The following is a 16,523-nucleotide window of genomic DNA, read 5'->3' as shown; positions in this document are numbered from 1 at the left end:
TTTTCTGATACCGGTGATGTGAAGGGTTCGTTAGTCTCCTTCCATCGATGTGGGGGAGCCACCATCGCAAGATGGTGAGCCTTGCCAACCGTGGGGACGGTGGGCAAGAAGAGCGGCAGGATGCCGTTCCGCCGGAATCGGTGGCATACCCAGGCTGAGCGAGCAACTCGCCTTCCTCTGGAGCCATCCGGTAACGGATCAGCCGCGAGTGGACAGGAGTCCATTTGCGGCTTTTTTTATGGGCGATCGCCAGCCCCGGCCAACAAAAAGGCCGGCAGCGTCGCCGCCACCGGCCTGCCATTCCACGCGCGGATTCGGGCGTCTACTTGCCCCGGTGCTTCGGGCGCACGTACAGCACCAGGCTGTGGTCCTCGATGACATAGCCGTGGCGGGCGGCGATCTCGGCCTGGAGACGCTCGATCTCCTCGCTCACGAACTCGATGACCTTTCCGCTGTCCACATCGATCATGTGGTCGTGATGCTTGCCGCGGTCCAGCTCGTAGACGGCCTGGCCGCCCTCGAAGTTGTGCTTGACGACGATGCCGGCAGCCTCGAACTGGGTCAGCACCCGGTAGACGGTGGCCAGCCCGATGTCTTCCTGATGGGCGAGCAGGCGTTTGTAGATGTCTTCGGCGGTGAGGTGGTGGGCTTCCTCATCCTCGAAGATCTGCAGGATGCGCATGCGGGGGTGGGTCACCTTGAGCCCGGCTTTGCGCAGTTCTTTGGTTTCCTGTTCCATAGCAAGCTCCACGCACACGGCGCCACGAAGCCGTTAGTGTATCATCCGACACCTTTACGATCCGGACGCAACACGCATGCACAAGCTGATTCGCACGCTGGGTTTTGCCATGCTGGCCATCTCGCTGGCCAGCTGCCGCCTTATCTATACCCCAGACGTGCAGCAGGGCAACCTGCTCGACAAGAAGAACGTGGATCAGCTGCAGCCCGGCATGACCAAGCGCCAGGTCCTGGTTCTGATGGGTTCCCCCTCGGTGAACTCGCCGTTTAGCCAGAACCAGTGGAATTACGTCTCCACCCAGCAGCACCGCGGCGGCGACATCAAGATCCGCACGCTCACGCTGACCTTCAACAACGACTCGCTGGTGCGTACCGACGGCGACTTCTTCGCCGAAGACGCCCAGAAGCTGGTCGACGACACCAAGAAGTACCACGCCAGCTATCCGGTCGACGAAACCAAGGGCGACAAGAACACCGACGGCTCGCAGGGCAAGAAGGACGGCGGCGGCAACGACGGCCATTGATGCCGCGTGCCGTGCCGGCGTCAGCCCTCGCGGGCCCGGCGCCGGCGCGCGTCCTTCGGATCGAGCGTGAGCGGCCGGTAGATTTCCACCCGGTCGCCCTCTTCCACGATGTGGCCCGGCACCGCCTTGCGGGAAAAGATGCCCAGCTGCGCGGGATCGATCACGAGGCCGGCCACGGCCGCCTCGATGCCTGAAGCCTCGACCGCCTGCAACACCGTGCTGCCCGCGGCCAGGGTCACGCGGCGCACCACCTGGCGCGACGCTTCGGCATACACGACCTCGACCGTGACCTGGTCAGGCATAGGCCCGCTCCGCCTCGCGGCAGAAGTCGTCCACCATGCGGCCGGCGAGCCCCTGGAAACCCAGTTTCAGTGCCGTGCCGCCCAGGCGACCGGCGTAGTCGAAATCCAGCGCAAAGGACACCTTGCAACCGGCGTCGCCCAGGGCGATGAACTCCCACAGGCCATCGAGGCTGCGGAACGGTCCATCGACCAGGCTCATGTGCAGGCGCTGCGCACGAACCGTGGTATTACGGGTGGTGAAACTCTGGCGGAAGCCGGCGTACTTGAGATCCAGCCGCGCCACCAGCACATCGTCACCTCGTTGCATGACCTCGGCGCCGACACACCAGGGGAAACGCTTTGGGTATGCTTCGACGTCATTGACCAGGTCGAACATCTGGGCCGGTGAATATCGCACCAGGGCGCTGCGGCGGATCTCGATCACATCAGCCTCTTATCGGAATCATCTGGATCCGGCCTTTGCGGACGGATCATTATCAGGGCAAACAGCCCGAAGTTTAGCGGACATGGCCAAGCCCAAGGACAAAGACAAGCACGCCGGCGGCACCATCGCGCTGAACAAGCGTGCGCGCCACGAATACCACATCGACCAGCGCTTCGAGGCCGGCGTCGAGCTGCAGGGCTGGGAAGTGAAGTCGCTGCGCGCCGGCCGCATCAACTTCGGCGACAGCTACGCCATGGTCATCAAGAACGAAATCCAACTGGTGGGCACGTCGATTCCACCACTGATCAGCGCCTCCACCCACGTGGTGGCGAACGATCGCCGCACGCGCAAATTGCTGCTGCATCGCGCGGAGATCGACCAGCTCGTAGGCGCCGTGGAACGCAAGGGCTACACGCTGATCCCGATGGCCATGTACTGGAAAGGCAACAAGGTGAAGGTGGAGATCGGCCTCGCCAAGGGCAAGCAGGACCACGACAAGCGCGACGCCGAGAAGGAACGCGACTGGCAGCGCGAGAAGCAGCGCACCATGCGGGCGCACAACCGCAGCGCGTGAGGTGCCACCGCTCGCCGGTCAGGCGAGCGGCATGTTCATGGCGTCCACCGCCGTGCGAAAACCGAAGCGTTCGTACAACCCGTGCGCGCTCGCCGTGGTGTGCAGGTTCATCGCATCCACGCCCTGCTCCCGCGCCGCCGCACCCACCGAAGCCAGCAACGCCTGGGCAATCCCAATGCGGCGATGCGCCGGCTTCACGTAGACATTGAGCACGTACCAGCCCACGCCCCGCGGAAAATGCGGCGACGGCATGTGTGGATAGGGATTGACCGCCGTACAGCCGGCGACACGGCCATCGACTTCGGCCAGCCACACCAGCAGGCGGCCATCCTGCAATGCCTCTTCGATCCAGCTGCGCAACGTGTCGGCAAAACCGTCGTGCAGCTGCTGGCCCAGTTCCTCGAGAAACATGCAGCGCAGGTCGGTCAGGATGCCTGCATCCGCCTGCCCTGCCAGACGTATCCGTGCCATCGGTGCGTCCCCTCGTTGGTCCCCGTACCCACCATAGATGCTAACGCCCCTCGCCGCGCAGCCTTGCTGAATGCATGCAAGGCTCCATATACTGGCTGACCAGCAATACGATCTTCCCCGGGGGTGTCCTGGCTTCGACGGGGGTAGTGAGATGGCTTGGTGCATGCCGAGGGGGCAGCTTTCCTCGTTAATCCAGCCGCAAACTTATAGTTGCCAACGACGACAACTACGCTCTGGCCGCTTAAGGCCTAGCCCCGAACCCACTTGTGCTCGTGCTCGTGGATGTAGGGTCATTATCACGAGATCGCCCGAAGCTGCCGCCTGTCGGTAAGGGCTAAATCAAGCAGGCTGGTCCTTCGATGCGCTTCGCACATCGTGCTGTCGCGGGACGAGATCCAACGGTGAGCTAAGCATGTAGTACCGGGCGTCAAGCGCCTTCGGACGCGGGTTCGACTCCCGCCACCTCCACCAATTCAAGCTCCAACGCAGTCCAACGAAGGCCGGAAACCCAAGCGATAGCAAAGGTTCCGGCCTTTTTTTGTGCCCGATACAGTCCGATTGGGTCCATTGCAATCCGGGGGCAACAGGGGGCAACATCGGGGGCAACAGCACCTGATCCCATGAGGGTTGCCCCCAATGGCACTTACTGACACAGCGGTCCGCAAAGCCAAGCCAATGGACAAGCCCCAACGCCTTTTCGATGGCGGCGGCCTGTATCTCGAACTGTCCCCGGCCGGGGGGAAGTGGTGGCGCCTGAAGTACCGCTTTGGGGGCAAGGAGAAGCGCCTCTCTCTCGGCACATATCCCGATACCGGCCTAGCCGATGCCCGCGCCAAGCGCGATGCAGCTCGCAGGTTGCTGGCAGCAGGGGTTGATCCTGGCGAACAACGAAAGGCCGAAAAGGCCGCAGGCGAAGAACGCGCCGCGAACAGTTTCGAAGTAATCGCACGGGAGTGGCACGCAAAGCAGTCGGCAACTTGGGTCGAGCTACACGCCAGCCGAATCATGCTGCGTCTGGAAAACGATATTTTCCCCTGGCTAGGCAGGCGTCCGATCGCCGACATCGGCGCCAAGGAGCTGCTAACCGCGATCAACCGCGTAGTTGATCGCGGCGCCGTCGAGTCAGCGCACCGCGTCCTCCAGAACTGTGGACAGGTGTTCCGTTATGCCATAGCCACTGGTCGCACCGAGCGCAACCCAGCAGCCGACCTGCGCGGTGCCCTACCCCCGGTCAAACAAACCCATTTGGCGGCCATCACCGACCCGAGTGCCATAGGGGCGCTACTCCGAGCCATCGACAGCTATCAAGGTTCGCTTGTCACCAAATGCGCCCTGCGCCTAGCGCCACTCGTGTTCGTTCGCCCAGGCGAACTGCGGCAAGCGGAGTGGGCAGAGTTCGACCTCGACAACGCGCAATGGAACCTGCCTGCCGAGAAGATGAAGATGCGCGAGCCACACTTAGTACCGCTAGCGCCTCAGGCCGTGTGTGTCCTGCGTGAGCTGCAGGCTCTGACTGGACGTGCTCGCTATGTATTTCCTAGTGCGCGCAGCCCGAGGCGCCCTATGAGCAATAACGCCGTACTTTCGGCTCTGCGGCGTATGGGCTACAGCACCGACGAGATGAGCGGGCATGGCTTCCGTGCGATGGCGCGCACCGTGCTGGACGAAGTGCTGCACTTTCGACCCGATTACATCGAACACCAGCTAGCACACGCGGTCAAAGATCCTAACGGACGCGCTTACAACCGAACCGCCCATCTACCTGAGCGCCGAAAGATGATGGCAGCATGGGCGGACTATCTGGACGTACTTAAAGCCACCGGAAATGTAGTGACAATGGCGCGCAAGGCTGGCTGACTTACTTTGAATCCCACGCCCAGGCTAACCCCAAAAGACAAGACCCGTCCCTCGCCCAGCACATCATCTGAGATGAGACATGGAGGCATGCGTGTCTGAATATCTTCTGGCTCGATATCGGCCTATTGCCAATGCTCTACTCGCAAAGCACCAACTTGAGGTGGACGAAAGCACACGGGATACGCTAGCAATGAGCATAATGCACAACCGTGTCCTATCGACTGACGAGGCAGCGCCCAACCAGTCACCAGTACCCGCCGCAAAAAAGGCACTGGGTCATGCTCGAGCGTTGTTGAAGTACGCCGCAAAACCACCCCGCCGAAAGGACAGCATCCCGAAACGCCGTGCCAAATTGCTGGCAATTTTGCTGGATTCCGATCTCCTGGCATTCGTATTGGGGATTCAAGAGACAACAGACATGAGCACGGATGGCTACCGGTCGCTGCTCGACTCGCTGGAAATCGAAAGTATTGATACGCCTATCCTTGCCAAAATCGCTCAAAAGCTGGAGGCGATCACGGTAGCCCCGAATGACTGGCAGAGCGTCGGCCGCCCCTGGGGGCTTACTAAGAAACTCGTGCGCTGCGGCTGCATGGCGTGGTGGCGAGCTGGAAACCCCCAACTGGGTCACGGCTGGGACGAATCTAACCAAGCTCTAACGGGCGCACTCCCAGACTTTCTACGAGACCTACTGACATGCTGTAACGGCACTTCACCGCTGATAGCCCAGAGCGGACTACCCGCCCCAAAGGGTTACGCTTTCAAGCCTACGCTACCTCGAGGTAACGGCCTGCGGTTGAGCGACGCATCGCTGAAGATGGCCATAATCGAATGCAGTCGCGACGATGCCCTAAGGACTCACGCCACCAATTCTGGCCGTGCTTGAACTGGTTTTGGCTACTGCAAGTCGAAGTGTGCGTGCAGTCGCTCAGGTGGGCTCGGGTGTCCTCCCGGCTAGGACGGCGCCGGAATAGTGGTCAGCGATAGCCGCAATCCTTATCGTTTTCCTGGCTCAGTGGGAGAGTGCTTCGCTCGACCTCCTGCCGCCTGAGCTCCGCCTGATGTGGTCCGACGGTTAGCGGGCTTACTAGTGGACGACAATGCACGCATCCCCAAGGCGCGCCCCTTACCGATCTTCCCTCCCGCCCCCTTCCCCGCGCGGGCGTTTTCACCGGTCTCCTCGCGCGCGGCCGCGCTCCTGCGCTTCTTCGAGCTTGCGGACCCATCGTTCTTAGACGCTGATTGGGATGTCGTCACACGTCGGGTGGTCTGCGATGACGACCCGGCAGAGGAAAGATCTCGCGGCCGCAAATCGAGCGCTTTTGCCGTCAGATAAGCGTCGTTCCCAAGGGAGCCGACCAGTGTTGCGGCTAACGCATTGAGGTGCTCTAGCAGCTTCTCAAGGCTCATTTTTTTACCCGTGCGCGGGTGTTTCCACGTTCGATCCTTGGCGATGGATATCAACAAGCAACCCACGCGTCGATGCTCGGGCGCGAGGTAGCGCGTGACCAGCTGATCTCGAAGCGCCACCTCGTAGTCGACGACGGTGTAATTTTGCTCGGCGAGCTTTAGCTCTATAACGGCCTCAAGCGGTCCGCGAGCCGAGATCAACCGGACATCTGTCTCCCTTTCATCGCCGGTCGCGGCCTCCTGACTGAGAGTGTAGGCCGAGCGTGCCATGCTCTGGAGTGCGCGGGAGATCTCTCGGCGCATTTCCCTTTCGAGCTGAATCTTGCTCCAGGCCTCTCGGGGCGATTCGTCCCGAACGAGAAGGTCACCAATATCTGCGAGTCGATCCTGCAGCAGCATCGCGAGGTCTGCGCGGTTGGCGGGAGGGAACTCGTGCTGCTGCTCGAGTTCTACCACCTCACGCTCGTCCATGGGCGGAGCATCCCATTCCTCCGCGAGTATCTGCTCCGCGACGGCAAGCGCCCGGTCGCGGAAGGCAATGACTTCAGGGGCATTGGCGAACGTGAGTTTGGCATGCCATGCATCTACACCCTTGGCATTCAGCAGCATGTTGATCAACATACTGCGCGCGTGCTCCGCGTGGTCGCGTTCATCAGGAGAGTAAGCACCATCATGCACGTTATCGTCTGCGAATCTGACGTGGCTGCACGCCAGCCTGGCAGCCCGGAACACAAGCTCGGGGCGATGCCCAAGCGCCTCTAGACCCACAGAACCCCCACCCCAATCGCCGAAGAGAGCGGCAAGCCAAGAGGTCACAGGGCTACGCGCCTGGACCGGAATGGTGGATGCGAAGTTCTCCAACACGCCCAACGCAGCCTCCGCATCGAGTCGCAGCAGCACTTGAAGCCAGAACGAAACGTCGTCGGTGGATGGGTTGCCCTTCAGCTTGGACGTCGCCTGTTTGACTAAGCCCTTTCGATCCACATCCGTGCCGTAGTCGGCGACCAGTCGTATGGCCGGCTCCAACTTGCGCGTTGATACCTTAGCGGCACGTCGGGCCGCGAGTCCCGTTTTGAGCCAGGCCCGCACGCGCGGCAAGATGAGATCGATGACCGGCCGCGAGGACTGTGAAATGTTCTGCAGGAGCATCGAGTACTCGATGCTCTGATCCGACAACTCCGCAATCAGCTCGGCGCCAACGAGCGACTCCACCGGCGCGGGATGAACATCGATAAGGTCGTCGAGCCAAACAGGAAGGCGGTTGAGTTCGAGAAGCGCATAGCGTGCCGCAAGTTCGGCTTCACTTGTGTTCAGGAGCGTTGCCCAGCCCGTGGTTTCAACCTCCGCATACAGTCCTGCAAGACCCATTGTCCAGATCGCCCGGTATGTATTGCGCGCCTCGGCAGGCCGCTCGGACCAAACCGTCGGACGATCGGTTCGCCAATAGTTCTTGAGCGCTTCGCGCAGCCTGTTTGCCACAGCAGGGTTGAAGGCCCGCTCGATGAAGCCCCGATTCCACCCGGAACCCGAACCACCCACCCTGCCCATAACAGACCACAGGTTCCAAGCCGTGTTCTCCTGCGACGAAGCGAAGGCCCCGTCGGGATCGGCGACGACGTCGCGCCAAAACTGGCTCCAGGAGGCATATCTCTTTGCCTCCTTCTTCCTGGATTCCTCTTGTCGACGAGCATTATCCCGCGCCCATTTGGGTTCCGGCGGCGGGTTCTCGATATGTTTGATGGCCTCTCGGAGCTCCGCCTCTATCGCCGGTGCATCGGCGACACAGGGCAGAAGCACTCTCAGTTGCTCGAGTGCGCCATCGGCCCGCATCAGCAGCCACTGGCTGGCTCCGAGGACAAGCAATCGGTCCTCCGGGGCGGCTCGGGCGTCTGAGAGGACCGAACGCAACCAGTCCGCATCGGCCTCCCACTCCAACTCCAAAGGGGGACGCTCGAGCAGCCGAGTGAGTCGCCTGGCCGCATCTTGTGCCTTTCCCCGGTAGTCCCCAATAAGACGATCATTGGACCAGAATAACCGGCCCCTCAGCCCCCCTTCGGCCGATGCCAGGCGCTCCCGCAGCGCGCGGCCTTGCCCTTCTGCATTGATCTCAGGGTTGTTCACCCGCAGCGCCAAGGTTGTGACATCGACCCATGCGTCGCTTGCGCACCCGCCCTCGTACTCTAGTCGGCAGACAACCAGAAGGGCTGGCACGAGGTCCTCACGGCGGGTGACCAGCTCCCAACGGCTCTCGTCCCAGGACAACGTCGACGCGACCATACTTGCAAGGCCCTCGCGGAGCTCCTTGAGCTCACCAGGCGATAGTCGTGCTTCAGCGATCGCGCTGGGCAGCATGTACGCATAGCCCGAAGCCCGCTTCTTCTGATCCGCCAGGCTCCTAAGTGCACAGATGAGCTGTCGCACGGACATGTGGCGCGGAAAGATGTGCACGACGGCGGAGACCACCAACTCAGGAGCCAAGGACTTCGGGTTCGTCACCATGGCGTCGAGCAAAGCGCTCAGGCGCGTGTCCCCAAGCTCCGCAACTACACGCAGTGCATGGAGCCGCGGGCCGAGCTCCGATCCTTTCGCTGTCGCCGCACCGAAAGCGATGTTGGCGCAGGTGTACATCCGACCGGCGCCGATCAGCTGCAGAAGCGTCTCTTTAACTTCTGGATTGCTAACTGCAGGCGTCCATAGCGCCAGGATCGTCGGCGCCAGGTTGGGCGTGGCGAATCGTTGGATTTGAAGCGAGGGGATGTCCTGCCCCCTCCACCGTCCCGGCCCATACCGTTCCACATAGAGAGTCAGGGCACGGATCCGGTCCTCCAGCCGCAAGACCGCTGGATCCGCCAGCTGCAAGAGGAGACTGGGGTCTCGATCGAGGACTTCGTCCCTTACCGTCGAATTGAACTGAGCGAGCCATGCCGACACCGGCCTCATGGTCGGTTTTACGACTCGTAGACCCACTGGAGTGGTGGCAAACAGAAGTCGCGAGAGCGTACGAACTGACATGCCTCGATCCACCAGCCGGCGGAGGCGTTCGGCCGCGAGAAATTCGATCACCGAACGATGGTGGAAACGCACACGGCCGTACGTCGCGAAGCCAAACAACGGTCGTTCTAGCAATGTCCGTATTTCGTCCTCGTTAAAATCGTGAAGGACGCGCGCTGGCTCCAGCGCACTATCGCCACGGGAGCGGTCCGCATCGCGGCCGTACCAGATCGTGAAGCGGCGCGTCATCAGGGCGGCAAAAGCGAGTCGTTCGGCACCCTCACGAGCGCGCTCAAGCGCCAAGGGCGCTCGCTCGGGACGCTCGTCACGCGACCGAAGCTTGGTCTCGATGTCCCCGGATACCTGCTCACGGTGGGAGCGGATCCGACCATGTCTCTTCCAGTCGCCGCACAGCTCCATGAAATCGAGCGGCCGCTCGGTAAACTCGTGCGCATTATGCGCGTCGATCGCAGCAAGCAGGTTATCGACGTCCACCACACCGCACTGCACCGCAAGTGCCCTCATCTGACTTTCGCTCAGTGGACTCAACGCGACCCATCGCCATATTGGAGCTGCCGGCACGTCGGACTTGGTCATACTTTTGCCCACGCCCATCGCGACGCTCACGAAATACTTTTCGCCCACGACGACGTTTTCGCTCTCGGGCGCCGGCAGGTATTTCTCGATAATGTGCCGGTCCATCGGGACCGGGCGGGTGGTCAACACGATCCTGGCGCGGTGTAAGTTGCCCACTCCAATCGCGGCGGCGACCCTCCTGATCGCATACTCGAACGAGCTCGGCGTGAGCTTGAGCTCGTCGATAGAGTCGAGAAAAAAGGTTGCACGCTCGTTCTGGGCCGCGAACCAGCGGGCGAAACGCTCCTTCTGTTCGGGCATTAACTGGCTTTCAAAGGGCGCCCGAGCCAGAACCGAGAGTTCGAGATAGAACGAAGGCTCGCCTTGGGCCCAAAGGCGCTCTTGCTGAACCTTGCACTCCACGGTCTTGCCCATGCCCGCTTCGGACACAATCAGGACGCGCTGGGATTCGAGCAACTTCTCCCAAGTCAGCTGCGTAGTGCCTCGCCCGAGCAACAGAAGGTCGGCCTGACGCAGATTGAAATCTCCGTCCTCAGGCAGGTCGATGAAGGTTCGCTCGAGGTCAATAGGCGCGTCGGTCATACGTTGCTCAACATGGGTCGGAGGGGAAGCATCGCGGGAATTCGAGCACCCGCACAAAAACGTGGGACTTGTTTGACTTAGACACGGACCCGGTAATGCGAACAATGAGAAGCCATGTACAGCGACGGCCGAAGACGGCCAAGGGAAAGCAACATGGTTACCTATCTACCCGAGACAGGCTATCTTCGTCTATCGCAGATAGTCGGCAAACCCGCCACCCGAAACGCTGCAGCCGTTCCCGCCTTGATCCCCGTAGGCAAGTCGACATGGTGGGCAGGCGTCAAAACCGGTCGCTATCCAAGGCCTGTGAAGCTCGGCGAACGCATTACCGCTTGGCGTGTAGAGGACGTACGCGCCTTGATTGAGGCAACTGCGAAGTGACCGGACCGCGTCGTACCAACAGCCGGTGCGCGCGGTACGAAGGGAGCTCTATGCGTGAACACACGTTGCCGTGCCATTGCGCCGACATGTTCATCCGGAATTGTCGATGCGCGATGGGTCCCTAGTCGACCAAATAGAGCTAGAGAGCAATCGGCCATCAGGTCTTGCACCAGTCGCCTAGGTTCGCCCCCCTGACATCGAGCTTGGGAGGCATCACCCCAGGCATCCGCCCTGCTCGCGAACGGCTCTCAACCCGACCCACTCACTTGCAGCGCCAGGCCACCCAATGGCTTGGGAGGACTTCATATGCCGGAACCTAGCGGAAGGAAGCGCAACAAGCTGACCGGCAAAGGTGGATCCGTGTCGTTCCTCAGCCTTCCTCATTTCGTTCTGGACTCGCCGGAGTTCGGCGAACTGAGCGGCAACGAGTTACGGATGCTCTTGGAACTCGCGAGGCAATATCGTGGGGGCAACAACGGCGATTTCTCAGCCACACGCGAGCAACTTAGACAGCGAAACTGGCCTAGTCATCAAACTATCGATGTGGCCCTACGTCGCCTTGAAGTGAAGGGCTGGATCGTTAAAACGCGCCAGGGTGGAAAGCGCATCGGCTGCACCCTATACGCCATAACCATCTGGCCCGTCGATGCTTGCGGTGGCAAACACCATTGGCCAACCGAAAGGAAAGCGAGCCACCGGTGGAAAAACAAATCGACAGGCCCGATTCCAATCATCGGCAAGCCCGACTATCAGGCGCATGAGCGCATTCGCGCCCACAATTCGGGCCACTTCCATGCCCAAAGCTACCCCAAATAGCGCACTTATGCGCCCGATTTTCGGGCCACCTTTATATATATCTACCAAGGGGGTTTGTCGTTTTCATTGCTCGCAGCACCAAGAAGTCGTTCCCGGTGAGCGCGACATCACCACGTTGCTCGGATTCGACCTCGAGCCGATACAAGACATGTTTCTTGATTACCTTTGGTTTCCCGCCTCCCTTTGGCGCTTCCTGGAAGGCCAGAACGGCGAGCCCGGCTTTTGCCTTCGCCGCCATTACTCGCATACCCCACCGAAGTCCGAACGGAGTGCATGACCGCTTCGTTATCCTGCTAAAACGAGAAAACGTTATCGCATGGCACAACCCCGACCCGAGCTACACATCAGCCATGAACCCGATCCTGGACGGTCCCAAAGAGGCACACCATCAGCATGAGCTGACAGACAGGTGCAGGAAATCGGAGTGCGCCCAATTCGGCGAGAACCCAACGCTCGCGCGCGCGACTCAATTCTGCTCGAGGACTTTCTTCTTCTGAGCTTGGAAATCTTCCTCGCTGATGATCCCTTTCTTCCGCAGGTCGTCCAATTTGATCAGGCGGGCATATACGTCATTGGACCTTCCAGGTGGAGCATCCGATTTGTCGACAGTCACCCTTTCAGACTTGCTTACCGTGATATCGGCCTGCGGTAAAAGCACTCTGCTTTGTGCTGCAGAGTCACTCTTGTCCACCAGCTGAAATTCATAGGTGAAGGTCGCCCACTGACCTGGACCAAATCCGACGGGTTTGCCATGCGTTGAGACCGGAACGGCTACCTTGCCTTGGCTCTCTGCAAATGCATTTGCCTCGCTGATCACTTCGGCCTGAAGTTTGGCTTGGCTCCCGAAGATACCGGCGTGGTCCTCTTTCGAGAGAATGTACGTGTTGCCCGACAAGCGCACGACGCCCGGGTTGGAACATCCGGTTAGGCAAACACCAAGGCCCACCAAAAGGCCAAGCCACGCCACATTTTTCATCGCCATCCCCCTGTAGATGAGGCGGAGCATACACAGCCCGCCAACACCCGAAAAATGAACTACCTCTATCGACAGGGGGCAACTTTGGGGGCAACCCACTTCGGCACCCCACCCTAACGCGTTACATATCCGTCACTTACGGACACACTTCAATGGTCGCCACCCCAATACGAAGCAAGCCGGCCCCAGGGCCGGCTTGCTTTTTGCACGCGTCGCGCCTGCAAGGCGGACCTGGCCGCGCTTTCGCCTGCCTAGATCACGGCTGCCTTGCCGCCATCCATCGGAATCACTGCGCCGGTGACATAACTGGCCAGTGGCGAGGCGAGAAACAACGCCACGTTGGCGACCTCGGCCGGTTCGGCCATGCGCCCCATCGGAATTTCCGCCAGCTGCTCGGCGAGCAGTTCCTCCGGCGCGCGGCCGCTTGCGCGCGACGCCGCGCCAAGGCCTTCCTGCACGCGTCCCGTGCGCGCGATGCCTGGATTGATCACATTGACGCGCACGCCCTTGGCGGCATACGCACTCGCATAGCCCACCGAGGCCAGCATCAGTGCGGCGTTTGCCGCGCCGCCGCCGACGTGCAGCGGATTGGCCTGCTTGCCGCCCTGCCCGACCACGTTGACGATGCTGCCGTGGCCGCGCGCCGCCATGTGACGGATGACCGGATCGATCACATGCATGTAGGTGAAGTACTTGGCCTGCATCGACGCGTGCATCGCGTCGGCGTGCAGCTCGGCCACCGGCGTGCGCCGCGCCGCGCCGGCGCAATTGACCAACACGTCGATCGGACCGAACTCGTTCTCGATGTATTCGATGACCACCTGTGCAGCCACGCTGTCGCGCAGGTCGGCGGCGGTGACCTCCATGTGCAGGCCTTCGTGCTGCAGGTCGCGCTGGGCGGCGTGCAGGTGGGCGATGTCACGCGATACGCCGACGACCTTGGCGCCCTCCCTGGCGAAGGCCATCGCGCAGGCCAGGCCGATGCCCTTGCTGGCGCCGGTGATGACGACGACGCGCCCGCTCAAGCCGAGATCCATGGATGCACTCCTTCCGGGTTTCCACGGCATTGAACCACGGCGGGCACCCTGGCGCCGCGAGGTGATGCCTGTCACCACCGAGGCCTGATGTCCGGCCCTGCCGTGCCGGCCTGCGCCGGCGGACCATGCCCCATGGCGACAGGCACCGCGGCCGGGCGCCCTCGTTCAGCCATATAGGCCATCAGTCATGTTGCGAATTTCAGCCCGACCTATTGACGGTTTCGAATATGGTGTTATAGTTCACTACAACACCGGTCCACGAGAGCACTAAGGAGAACGTCATGAAAGCGAACAACCTGCTAGCACTGACCGCCGCCGCCCTGTTCACCACGGCAGGCCTGGCCGCCATCAACTCCAATGTCCGGAGCGTCCCCGTCAGCGAGATCAACGGTGCCAAGGTCATCAACCTGGCCCCGGTCGAGGTCCGCCCCACGGCCGAGGACATGCGCGCCGCCACCCTGTATGCCGACGCCGCCGCAGCCTACGCAACGGTCTCACCGTTCCTGAGCCCGAAGGCCGCCGCCAGTTCGAGCATCCTCGGGGCACAGCTGGCCATGCCCTACTATTCGTTTGGCACCAAGCTCGGCCGTATCAGCAAGGATTAAACGTATGACCATTACCTGGAACGACAGCGTCCCGATTTACCGCCAGCTGCGCGAACGCGTCGTGGCGATGATCCTGGACGGCGCCTTGAACGAGGGCGACCCGCTGCCGTCAGTGCGCCAGGTGGCAGCGGATTTCCAGATCAACCCGCTGACTGTTTCAAAGGCGTACCAGGAACTGGTCGACGATCAACTGGTGGAAAAAAGGAGGGGACTGGGCATGTTCGTCATTGATGGAGCCAGGGAGGCGCTGCTCAAATCCGAGCGCGAGCGGTTCCTGCGCGAGGAATGGCCTTCGCTTTTCGCCCGGCTGCAGCGCCTCGGGCTGGATCTGAAAACCCTGCTGCGCGAAGCGGACAGCGCGCGGGCCACCGGGGAGAACCAGCCATGAACGCGGTTGTGACGGCCACTGGCCTGAGCAAGCAGTACAAGAACACCCTGGCCCTGGACAATGTGAGCTTCCGCATCGAGTCCGGTCGCATCGTGGGGCTGATCGGCCCCAACGGTGCGGGCAAGACCACGGCGCTTAAAGCGATCCTGGGCCTCACCGACTTCCGGGGCGACCTGAACGTGCTGGGCTTTGACCCCCGCACGCAGCGCGACAAGCTGATGGAACAGGTGTGCTTCATTGCGGACGTCGCGGTGCTACCGCGCTGGATCCGCGTCCGCGAGGCCGTCGATTTCGTCGCCAACGTGCACCCGCGCTTCAACCGGGCCAAGTGCGAGGCCTTCCTGGCGCGCACCAAGCTCACGCCCGACCAGCGCGTGAAGCAGATGTCCAAGGGCATGATCGTGCAGTTGCACCTGGCGCTGGTGATGGCCATCGACGCCCGCCTGCTGGTGCTGGACGAGCCCACGCTCGGCCTGGACATCCTTTACCGCAAGCAGTTCTACCAGAGCCTGCTGGAGGACTACTTCGACGAGAACAAGACGATCATCGTCACCACCCACCAGGTCGAAGAGATCGAACACATCCTCACCGACCTGATGTTCATCCGCGACGGCAAGATCGTGCTGGATACCGACATGGACGCCGTGGGCGAGCGCTTTGCCGAAGTGATGGTGAGTGCCGACAAGGTCGACGCGGTCCGCAGCCTCAAGCCGCTGGACGAGCGCCAGGTGTTCGGCAAGAGCATCTTCCTGTTCGACGGTGCCGACCGCGCCACCCTGGAAGGCATGGGTGAAGTGCGACGGCCCACCGTCAGTGACCTGTTTGTCGCCACCATGAAGGGGACCTACGCATGAAGACCTTCTACTGGCTCGTGAAGCGCGAGTTCTGGGAGCACCGCGGCGGTTTCCTGTGGGCGCCGGTGATCACCGGGGTGATCTTCCTGGTGCTCAACATCATGGCCATCATCACCGCCGAGGTACTGGGCGCGAAGCATGGGGTCGAGATCGGCGGCAGCAACTGGCAGATGATGATCGCCAAGGCCGATGCCGGCGACCTCGCGCAGATCGGCACCGGGCTGGACATCGCGATGATGTCGTCGATGGGGCTGATCAGCATCGTGATGGGCATCGTGGTGCTGTTCTATTGCCTCGGCGCGCTGTATGACGACCGCCGCGACCGCAGCATCCTGTTCTGGAAGTCGCTGCCGGTGTCCAACACCAGCACCGTACTGTCCAAGCTGGTGAGCGCCATCGTGCTGGCGCCGGTCATCGCCGTCGCGGTCGGCATCGTCATCGGCATCGTGCAACTGGTGATCTTCGCCCTGGTGTTGTCGATGCACGGCGTCAATGCCTGGCACCTGCTGACGCTGGCGCATCCGTTCCGCGCCGTCGCCACGCTGATCAGCTCGATCCCGATGTACGCGCTGTGGGCCATTCCGTCGGCAGGCTGGCTTATGTTCTGCTCGGCCTGGGCACGCACCAAGCCGTTCCTGTGGGCAGTGGCAGTGCCGGCGGTGGCAGGCCTGCTGGTGAGCTGGTTCGGCATCATGGGACTGTTCAACCTGCCCACCGTGTGGTTCTGGAAGAACGTCGTCCAGCGCGCCCTGCTCAGCGTGTTCCCCGGCTCCAACATCGTCTACAACGACCATGCGCTGGAAGCGGCGGCCGACCTGGGCGACAGCCACAACCCGCTCAGCGTGCTTTCGCCGATGCACACCTACACCTTGCTGGCCTCGCCGAATCTCTGGCTGGGCGTGCTGGCCGGTGCCGTGCTGATCGCCGGTGCCATCTGGTATCGCCGGGTTCGCGACGACAGCTGATGCCTCATGCCCCGCCGGCACCTGCCGCATG

Annotated in this window: 16 protein-coding genes and 1 other RNA gene; 10 read left to right on the top strand and 7 right to left on the bottom strand. The window is 61.7% G+C overall.

Annotation, left to right across the window (positions count from 1 at the left end; genetic code table 11):
- Nucleotides 1-322: 322 nt before the first annotated feature.
- Nucleotides 323-739, bottom strand: a complete 417-nt coding sequence (gene fur / locus ACXU4B_RS02545) for a ferric iron uptake transcriptional regulator (RefSeq protein ID WP_131407480.1) — start codon at nucleotides 737-739, stop codon at nucleotides 323-325.
- A gap of 76 nt (nucleotides 740-815) precedes the next feature.
- On the opposite strand from fur, the gene ACXU4B_RS02540 reads away from it, so the two are divergent.
- Nucleotides 816-1,262 (top strand): outer membrane protein assembly factor BamE, encoded by a 447-nt coding sequence (locus ACXU4B_RS02540; RefSeq protein WP_131407478.1) that lies wholly within the window; start codon nucleotides 816-818, stop codon nucleotides 1,260-1,262.
- 20 nt (nucleotides 1,263-1,282) lie between these two features.
- Here the strand turns inward: ACXU4B_RS02540 and ACXU4B_RS02535 are convergent, their stop codons facing one another.
- Nucleotides 1,283-1,564: an RnfH family protein gene (locus ACXU4B_RS02535; RefSeq protein WP_131407476.1), complete on the bottom strand. Its 282-nt coding sequence runs from the start codon at nucleotides 1,562-1,564 to the stop codon at nucleotides 1,283-1,285.
- Nucleotides 1,557-1,988 (bottom strand): type II toxin-antitoxin system RatA family toxin, encoded by a 432-nt coding sequence (locus tag ACXU4B_RS02530; protein ID WP_131407474.1) that lies wholly within the window; start codon nucleotides 1,986-1,988, stop codon nucleotides 1,557-1,559. Before ACXU4B_RS02530 ends, ACXU4B_RS02535 begins: the two co-directional genes overlap by 8 nt.
- Nucleotides 1,989-2,070: 82 nt before the next feature.
- Here ACXU4B_RS02530 and smpB point away from each other — a divergent pair, with 82 nt between their 5' ends.
- The gene (gene smpB, locus ACXU4B_RS02525; protein ID WP_131407472.1) at nucleotides 2,071-2,562 is read left to right on the top strand and encodes an SsrA-binding protein SmpB; all 492 of its coding nucleotides are present in this window, start codon (nucleotides 2,071-2,073) and stop codon (nucleotides 2,560-2,562) included.
- Nucleotides 2,563-2,580: 18 nt separating this feature from the next.
- Here the strand turns inward: smpB and ACXU4B_RS02520 are convergent, their stop codons facing one another.
- Nucleotides 2,581-3,033 (bottom strand): GNAT family N-acetyltransferase, encoded by a 453-nt coding sequence (locus ACXU4B_RS02520; RefSeq protein ID WP_131407470.1) that lies wholly within the window; start codon nucleotides 3,031-3,033, stop codon nucleotides 2,581-2,583.
- Nucleotides 3,034-3,152: 119 nt separating this feature from the next.
- On the opposite strand from ACXU4B_RS02520, the gene ssrA reads away from it, so the two are divergent.
- The 3 genes from ssrA to ACXU4B_RS02505 all read left to right on the top strand — a co-directional run bounded on the left by ssrA (nucleotide 3,153) and on the right by ACXU4B_RS02505 (nucleotide 5,776).
- Nucleotides 3,153-3,504, top strand: a transfer-messenger RNA (tmRNA) gene (gene ssrA, locus ACXU4B_RS02515).
- Between the two features lie 165 nt (nucleotides 3,505-3,669).
- Nucleotides 3,670-4,890: a tyrosine-type recombinase/integrase gene (locus tag ACXU4B_RS02510; RefSeq protein ID WP_131407468.1), complete on the top strand. Its 1,221-nt coding sequence runs from the start codon at nucleotides 3,670-3,672 to the stop codon at nucleotides 4,888-4,890.
- Between the two features lie 91 nt (nucleotides 4,891-4,981).
- Nucleotides 4,982-5,776, top strand: coding sequence for a hypothetical protein (locus ACXU4B_RS02505; protein WP_131407467.1), 795 nt, complete (start codon nucleotides 4,982-4,984; stop codon nucleotides 5,774-5,776).
- Between the two features lie 110 nt (nucleotides 5,777-5,886).
- Here ACXU4B_RS02505 and ACXU4B_RS02500 read toward each other — a convergent pair whose 3' ends face one another.
- Nucleotides 5,887-10,470 carry an NACHT domain-containing protein gene (locus ACXU4B_RS02500; RefSeq protein WP_131407466.1) on the bottom strand — a complete coding sequence of 1,528 codons (4,584 nt, stop codon included), beginning with the start codon at nucleotides 10,468-10,470 and terminating at the stop codon, nucleotides 5,887-5,889.
- A gap of 741 nt (nucleotides 10,471-11,211) precedes the next feature.
- Between ACXU4B_RS02500 and ACXU4B_RS02495 the strand changes: the two genes are divergently transcribed.
- On the top strand, nucleotides 11,212-11,667 hold the full coding sequence (locus tag ACXU4B_RS02495; protein WP_131407462.1) for a hypothetical protein: 456 nt from the start codon (nucleotides 11,212-11,214) through the stop codon (nucleotides 11,665-11,667).
- A 466-nt stretch (nucleotides 11,668-12,133) separates the two neighbouring features.
- Here ACXU4B_RS02495 and ACXU4B_RS02490 read toward each other — a convergent pair whose 3' ends face one another.
- Nucleotides 12,134-12,673, bottom strand: a complete 540-nt coding sequence (locus tag ACXU4B_RS02490) for an SHOCT domain-containing protein (protein WP_205746493.1) — start codon at nucleotides 12,671-12,673, stop codon at nucleotides 12,134-12,136.
- Nucleotides 12,674-12,894: 221 nt separating this feature from the next.
- Nucleotides 12,895-13,680 carry an SDR family NAD(P)-dependent oxidoreductase gene (locus ACXU4B_RS02485; protein ID WP_131407460.1) on the bottom strand — a complete coding sequence of 262 codons (786 nt, stop codon included), beginning with the start codon at nucleotides 13,678-13,680 and terminating at the stop codon, nucleotides 12,895-12,897.
- A gap of 281 nt (nucleotides 13,681-13,961) precedes the next feature.
- Between ACXU4B_RS02485 and ACXU4B_RS02480 the strand changes: the two genes are divergently transcribed.
- The 4 genes from ACXU4B_RS02480 to ACXU4B_RS02465 are packed head-to-tail and all read left to right on the top strand — an operon-like array spanning nucleotide 13,962 to nucleotide 16,492.
- Nucleotides 13,962-14,285, top strand: coding sequence for a hypothetical protein (locus tag ACXU4B_RS02480; RefSeq protein ID WP_131407458.1), 324 nt, complete (start codon nucleotides 13,962-13,964; stop codon nucleotides 14,283-14,285).
- Between the two features lie 4 nt (nucleotides 14,286-14,289).
- Nucleotides 14,290-14,673, top strand: coding sequence for a GntR family transcriptional regulator (locus ACXU4B_RS02475; protein WP_131407456.1), 384 nt, complete (start codon nucleotides 14,290-14,292; stop codon nucleotides 14,671-14,673).
- Complete coding sequence (locus tag ACXU4B_RS02470) at nucleotides 14,670-15,527, top strand: ABC transporter ATP-binding protein (RefSeq protein ID WP_131407454.1); 858 nt, start codon at nucleotides 14,670-14,672, stop codon at nucleotides 15,525-15,527. Before ACXU4B_RS02475 ends, ACXU4B_RS02470 begins: the two co-directional genes overlap by 4 nt.
- Entirely contained in the window at nucleotides 15,524-16,492 is a 969-nt protein-coding gene (locus ACXU4B_RS02465) for a hypothetical protein (RefSeq protein WP_131407452.1), read from the top strand. The genes ACXU4B_RS02470 and ACXU4B_RS02465 overlap by 4 nt, the downstream gene beginning before the upstream one ends.
- Nucleotides 16,493-16,523: the final 31 nt, after the last annotated feature.

Source organism: Dyella soli (assembly GCF_054482295.1).
The sequence above is the reverse complement of the archived record's forward strand: the minus strand, read 5'-3'. Positions and strand labels throughout refer to the sequence as shown.

Coding starts and splice junctions, on each gene's coding strand:
- fur (WP_131407480.1), bottom strand. CDS start 739: ATGGAACAGGAAACCAAAGAACTGCGCAAAGCCGGGCTCAAGGTGACC.
- ACXU4B_RS02540 (WP_131407478.1), top strand. CDS start 816: ATGCACAAGCTGATTCGCACGCTGGGTTTTGCCATGCTGGCCATCTCG.
- ACXU4B_RS02535 (WP_131407476.1), bottom strand. CDS start 1,564: ATGCCTGACCAGGTCACGGTCGAGGTCGTGTATGCCGAAGCGTCGCGC.
- smpB (WP_131407472.1), top strand. CDS start 2,071: ATGGCCAAGCCCAAGGACAAAGACAAGCACGCCGGCGGCACCATCGCG.
- ACXU4B_RS02520 (WP_131407470.1), bottom strand. CDS start 3,033: ATGGCACGGATACGTCTGGCAGGGCAGGCGGATGCAGGCATCCTGACC.
- ACXU4B_RS02510 (WP_131407468.1), top strand. CDS start 3,670: ATGGCACTTACTGACACAGCGGTCCGCAAAGCCAAGCCAATGGACAAG.
- ACXU4B_RS02500 (WP_131407466.1), bottom strand. CDS start 10,470: ATGACCGACGCGCCTATTGACCTCGAGCGAACCTTCATCGACCTGCCT.
- ACXU4B_RS02490 (WP_205746493.1), bottom strand. CDS start 12,673: ATGCTCCGCCTCATCTACAGGGGGATGGCGATGAAAAATGTGGCGTGG.
- ACXU4B_RS02485 (WP_131407460.1), bottom strand. CDS start 13,680: ATGGATCTCGGCTTGAGCGGGCGCGTCGTCGTCATCACCGGCGCCAGC.
- ACXU4B_RS02480 (WP_131407458.1), top strand. CDS start 13,962: ATGAAAGCGAACAACCTGCTAGCACTGACCGCCGCCGCCCTGTTCACC.
- ACXU4B_RS02475 (WP_131407456.1), top strand. CDS start 14,290: ATGACCATTACCTGGAACGACAGCGTCCCGATTTACCGCCAGCTGCGC.
- ACXU4B_RS02470 (WP_131407454.1), top strand. CDS start 14,670: ATGAACGCGGTTGTGACGGCCACTGGCCTGAGCAAGCAGTACAAGAAC.
- ACXU4B_RS02465 (WP_131407452.1), top strand. CDS start 15,524: ATGAAGACCTTCTACTGGCTCGTGAAGCGCGAGTTCTGGGAGCACCGC.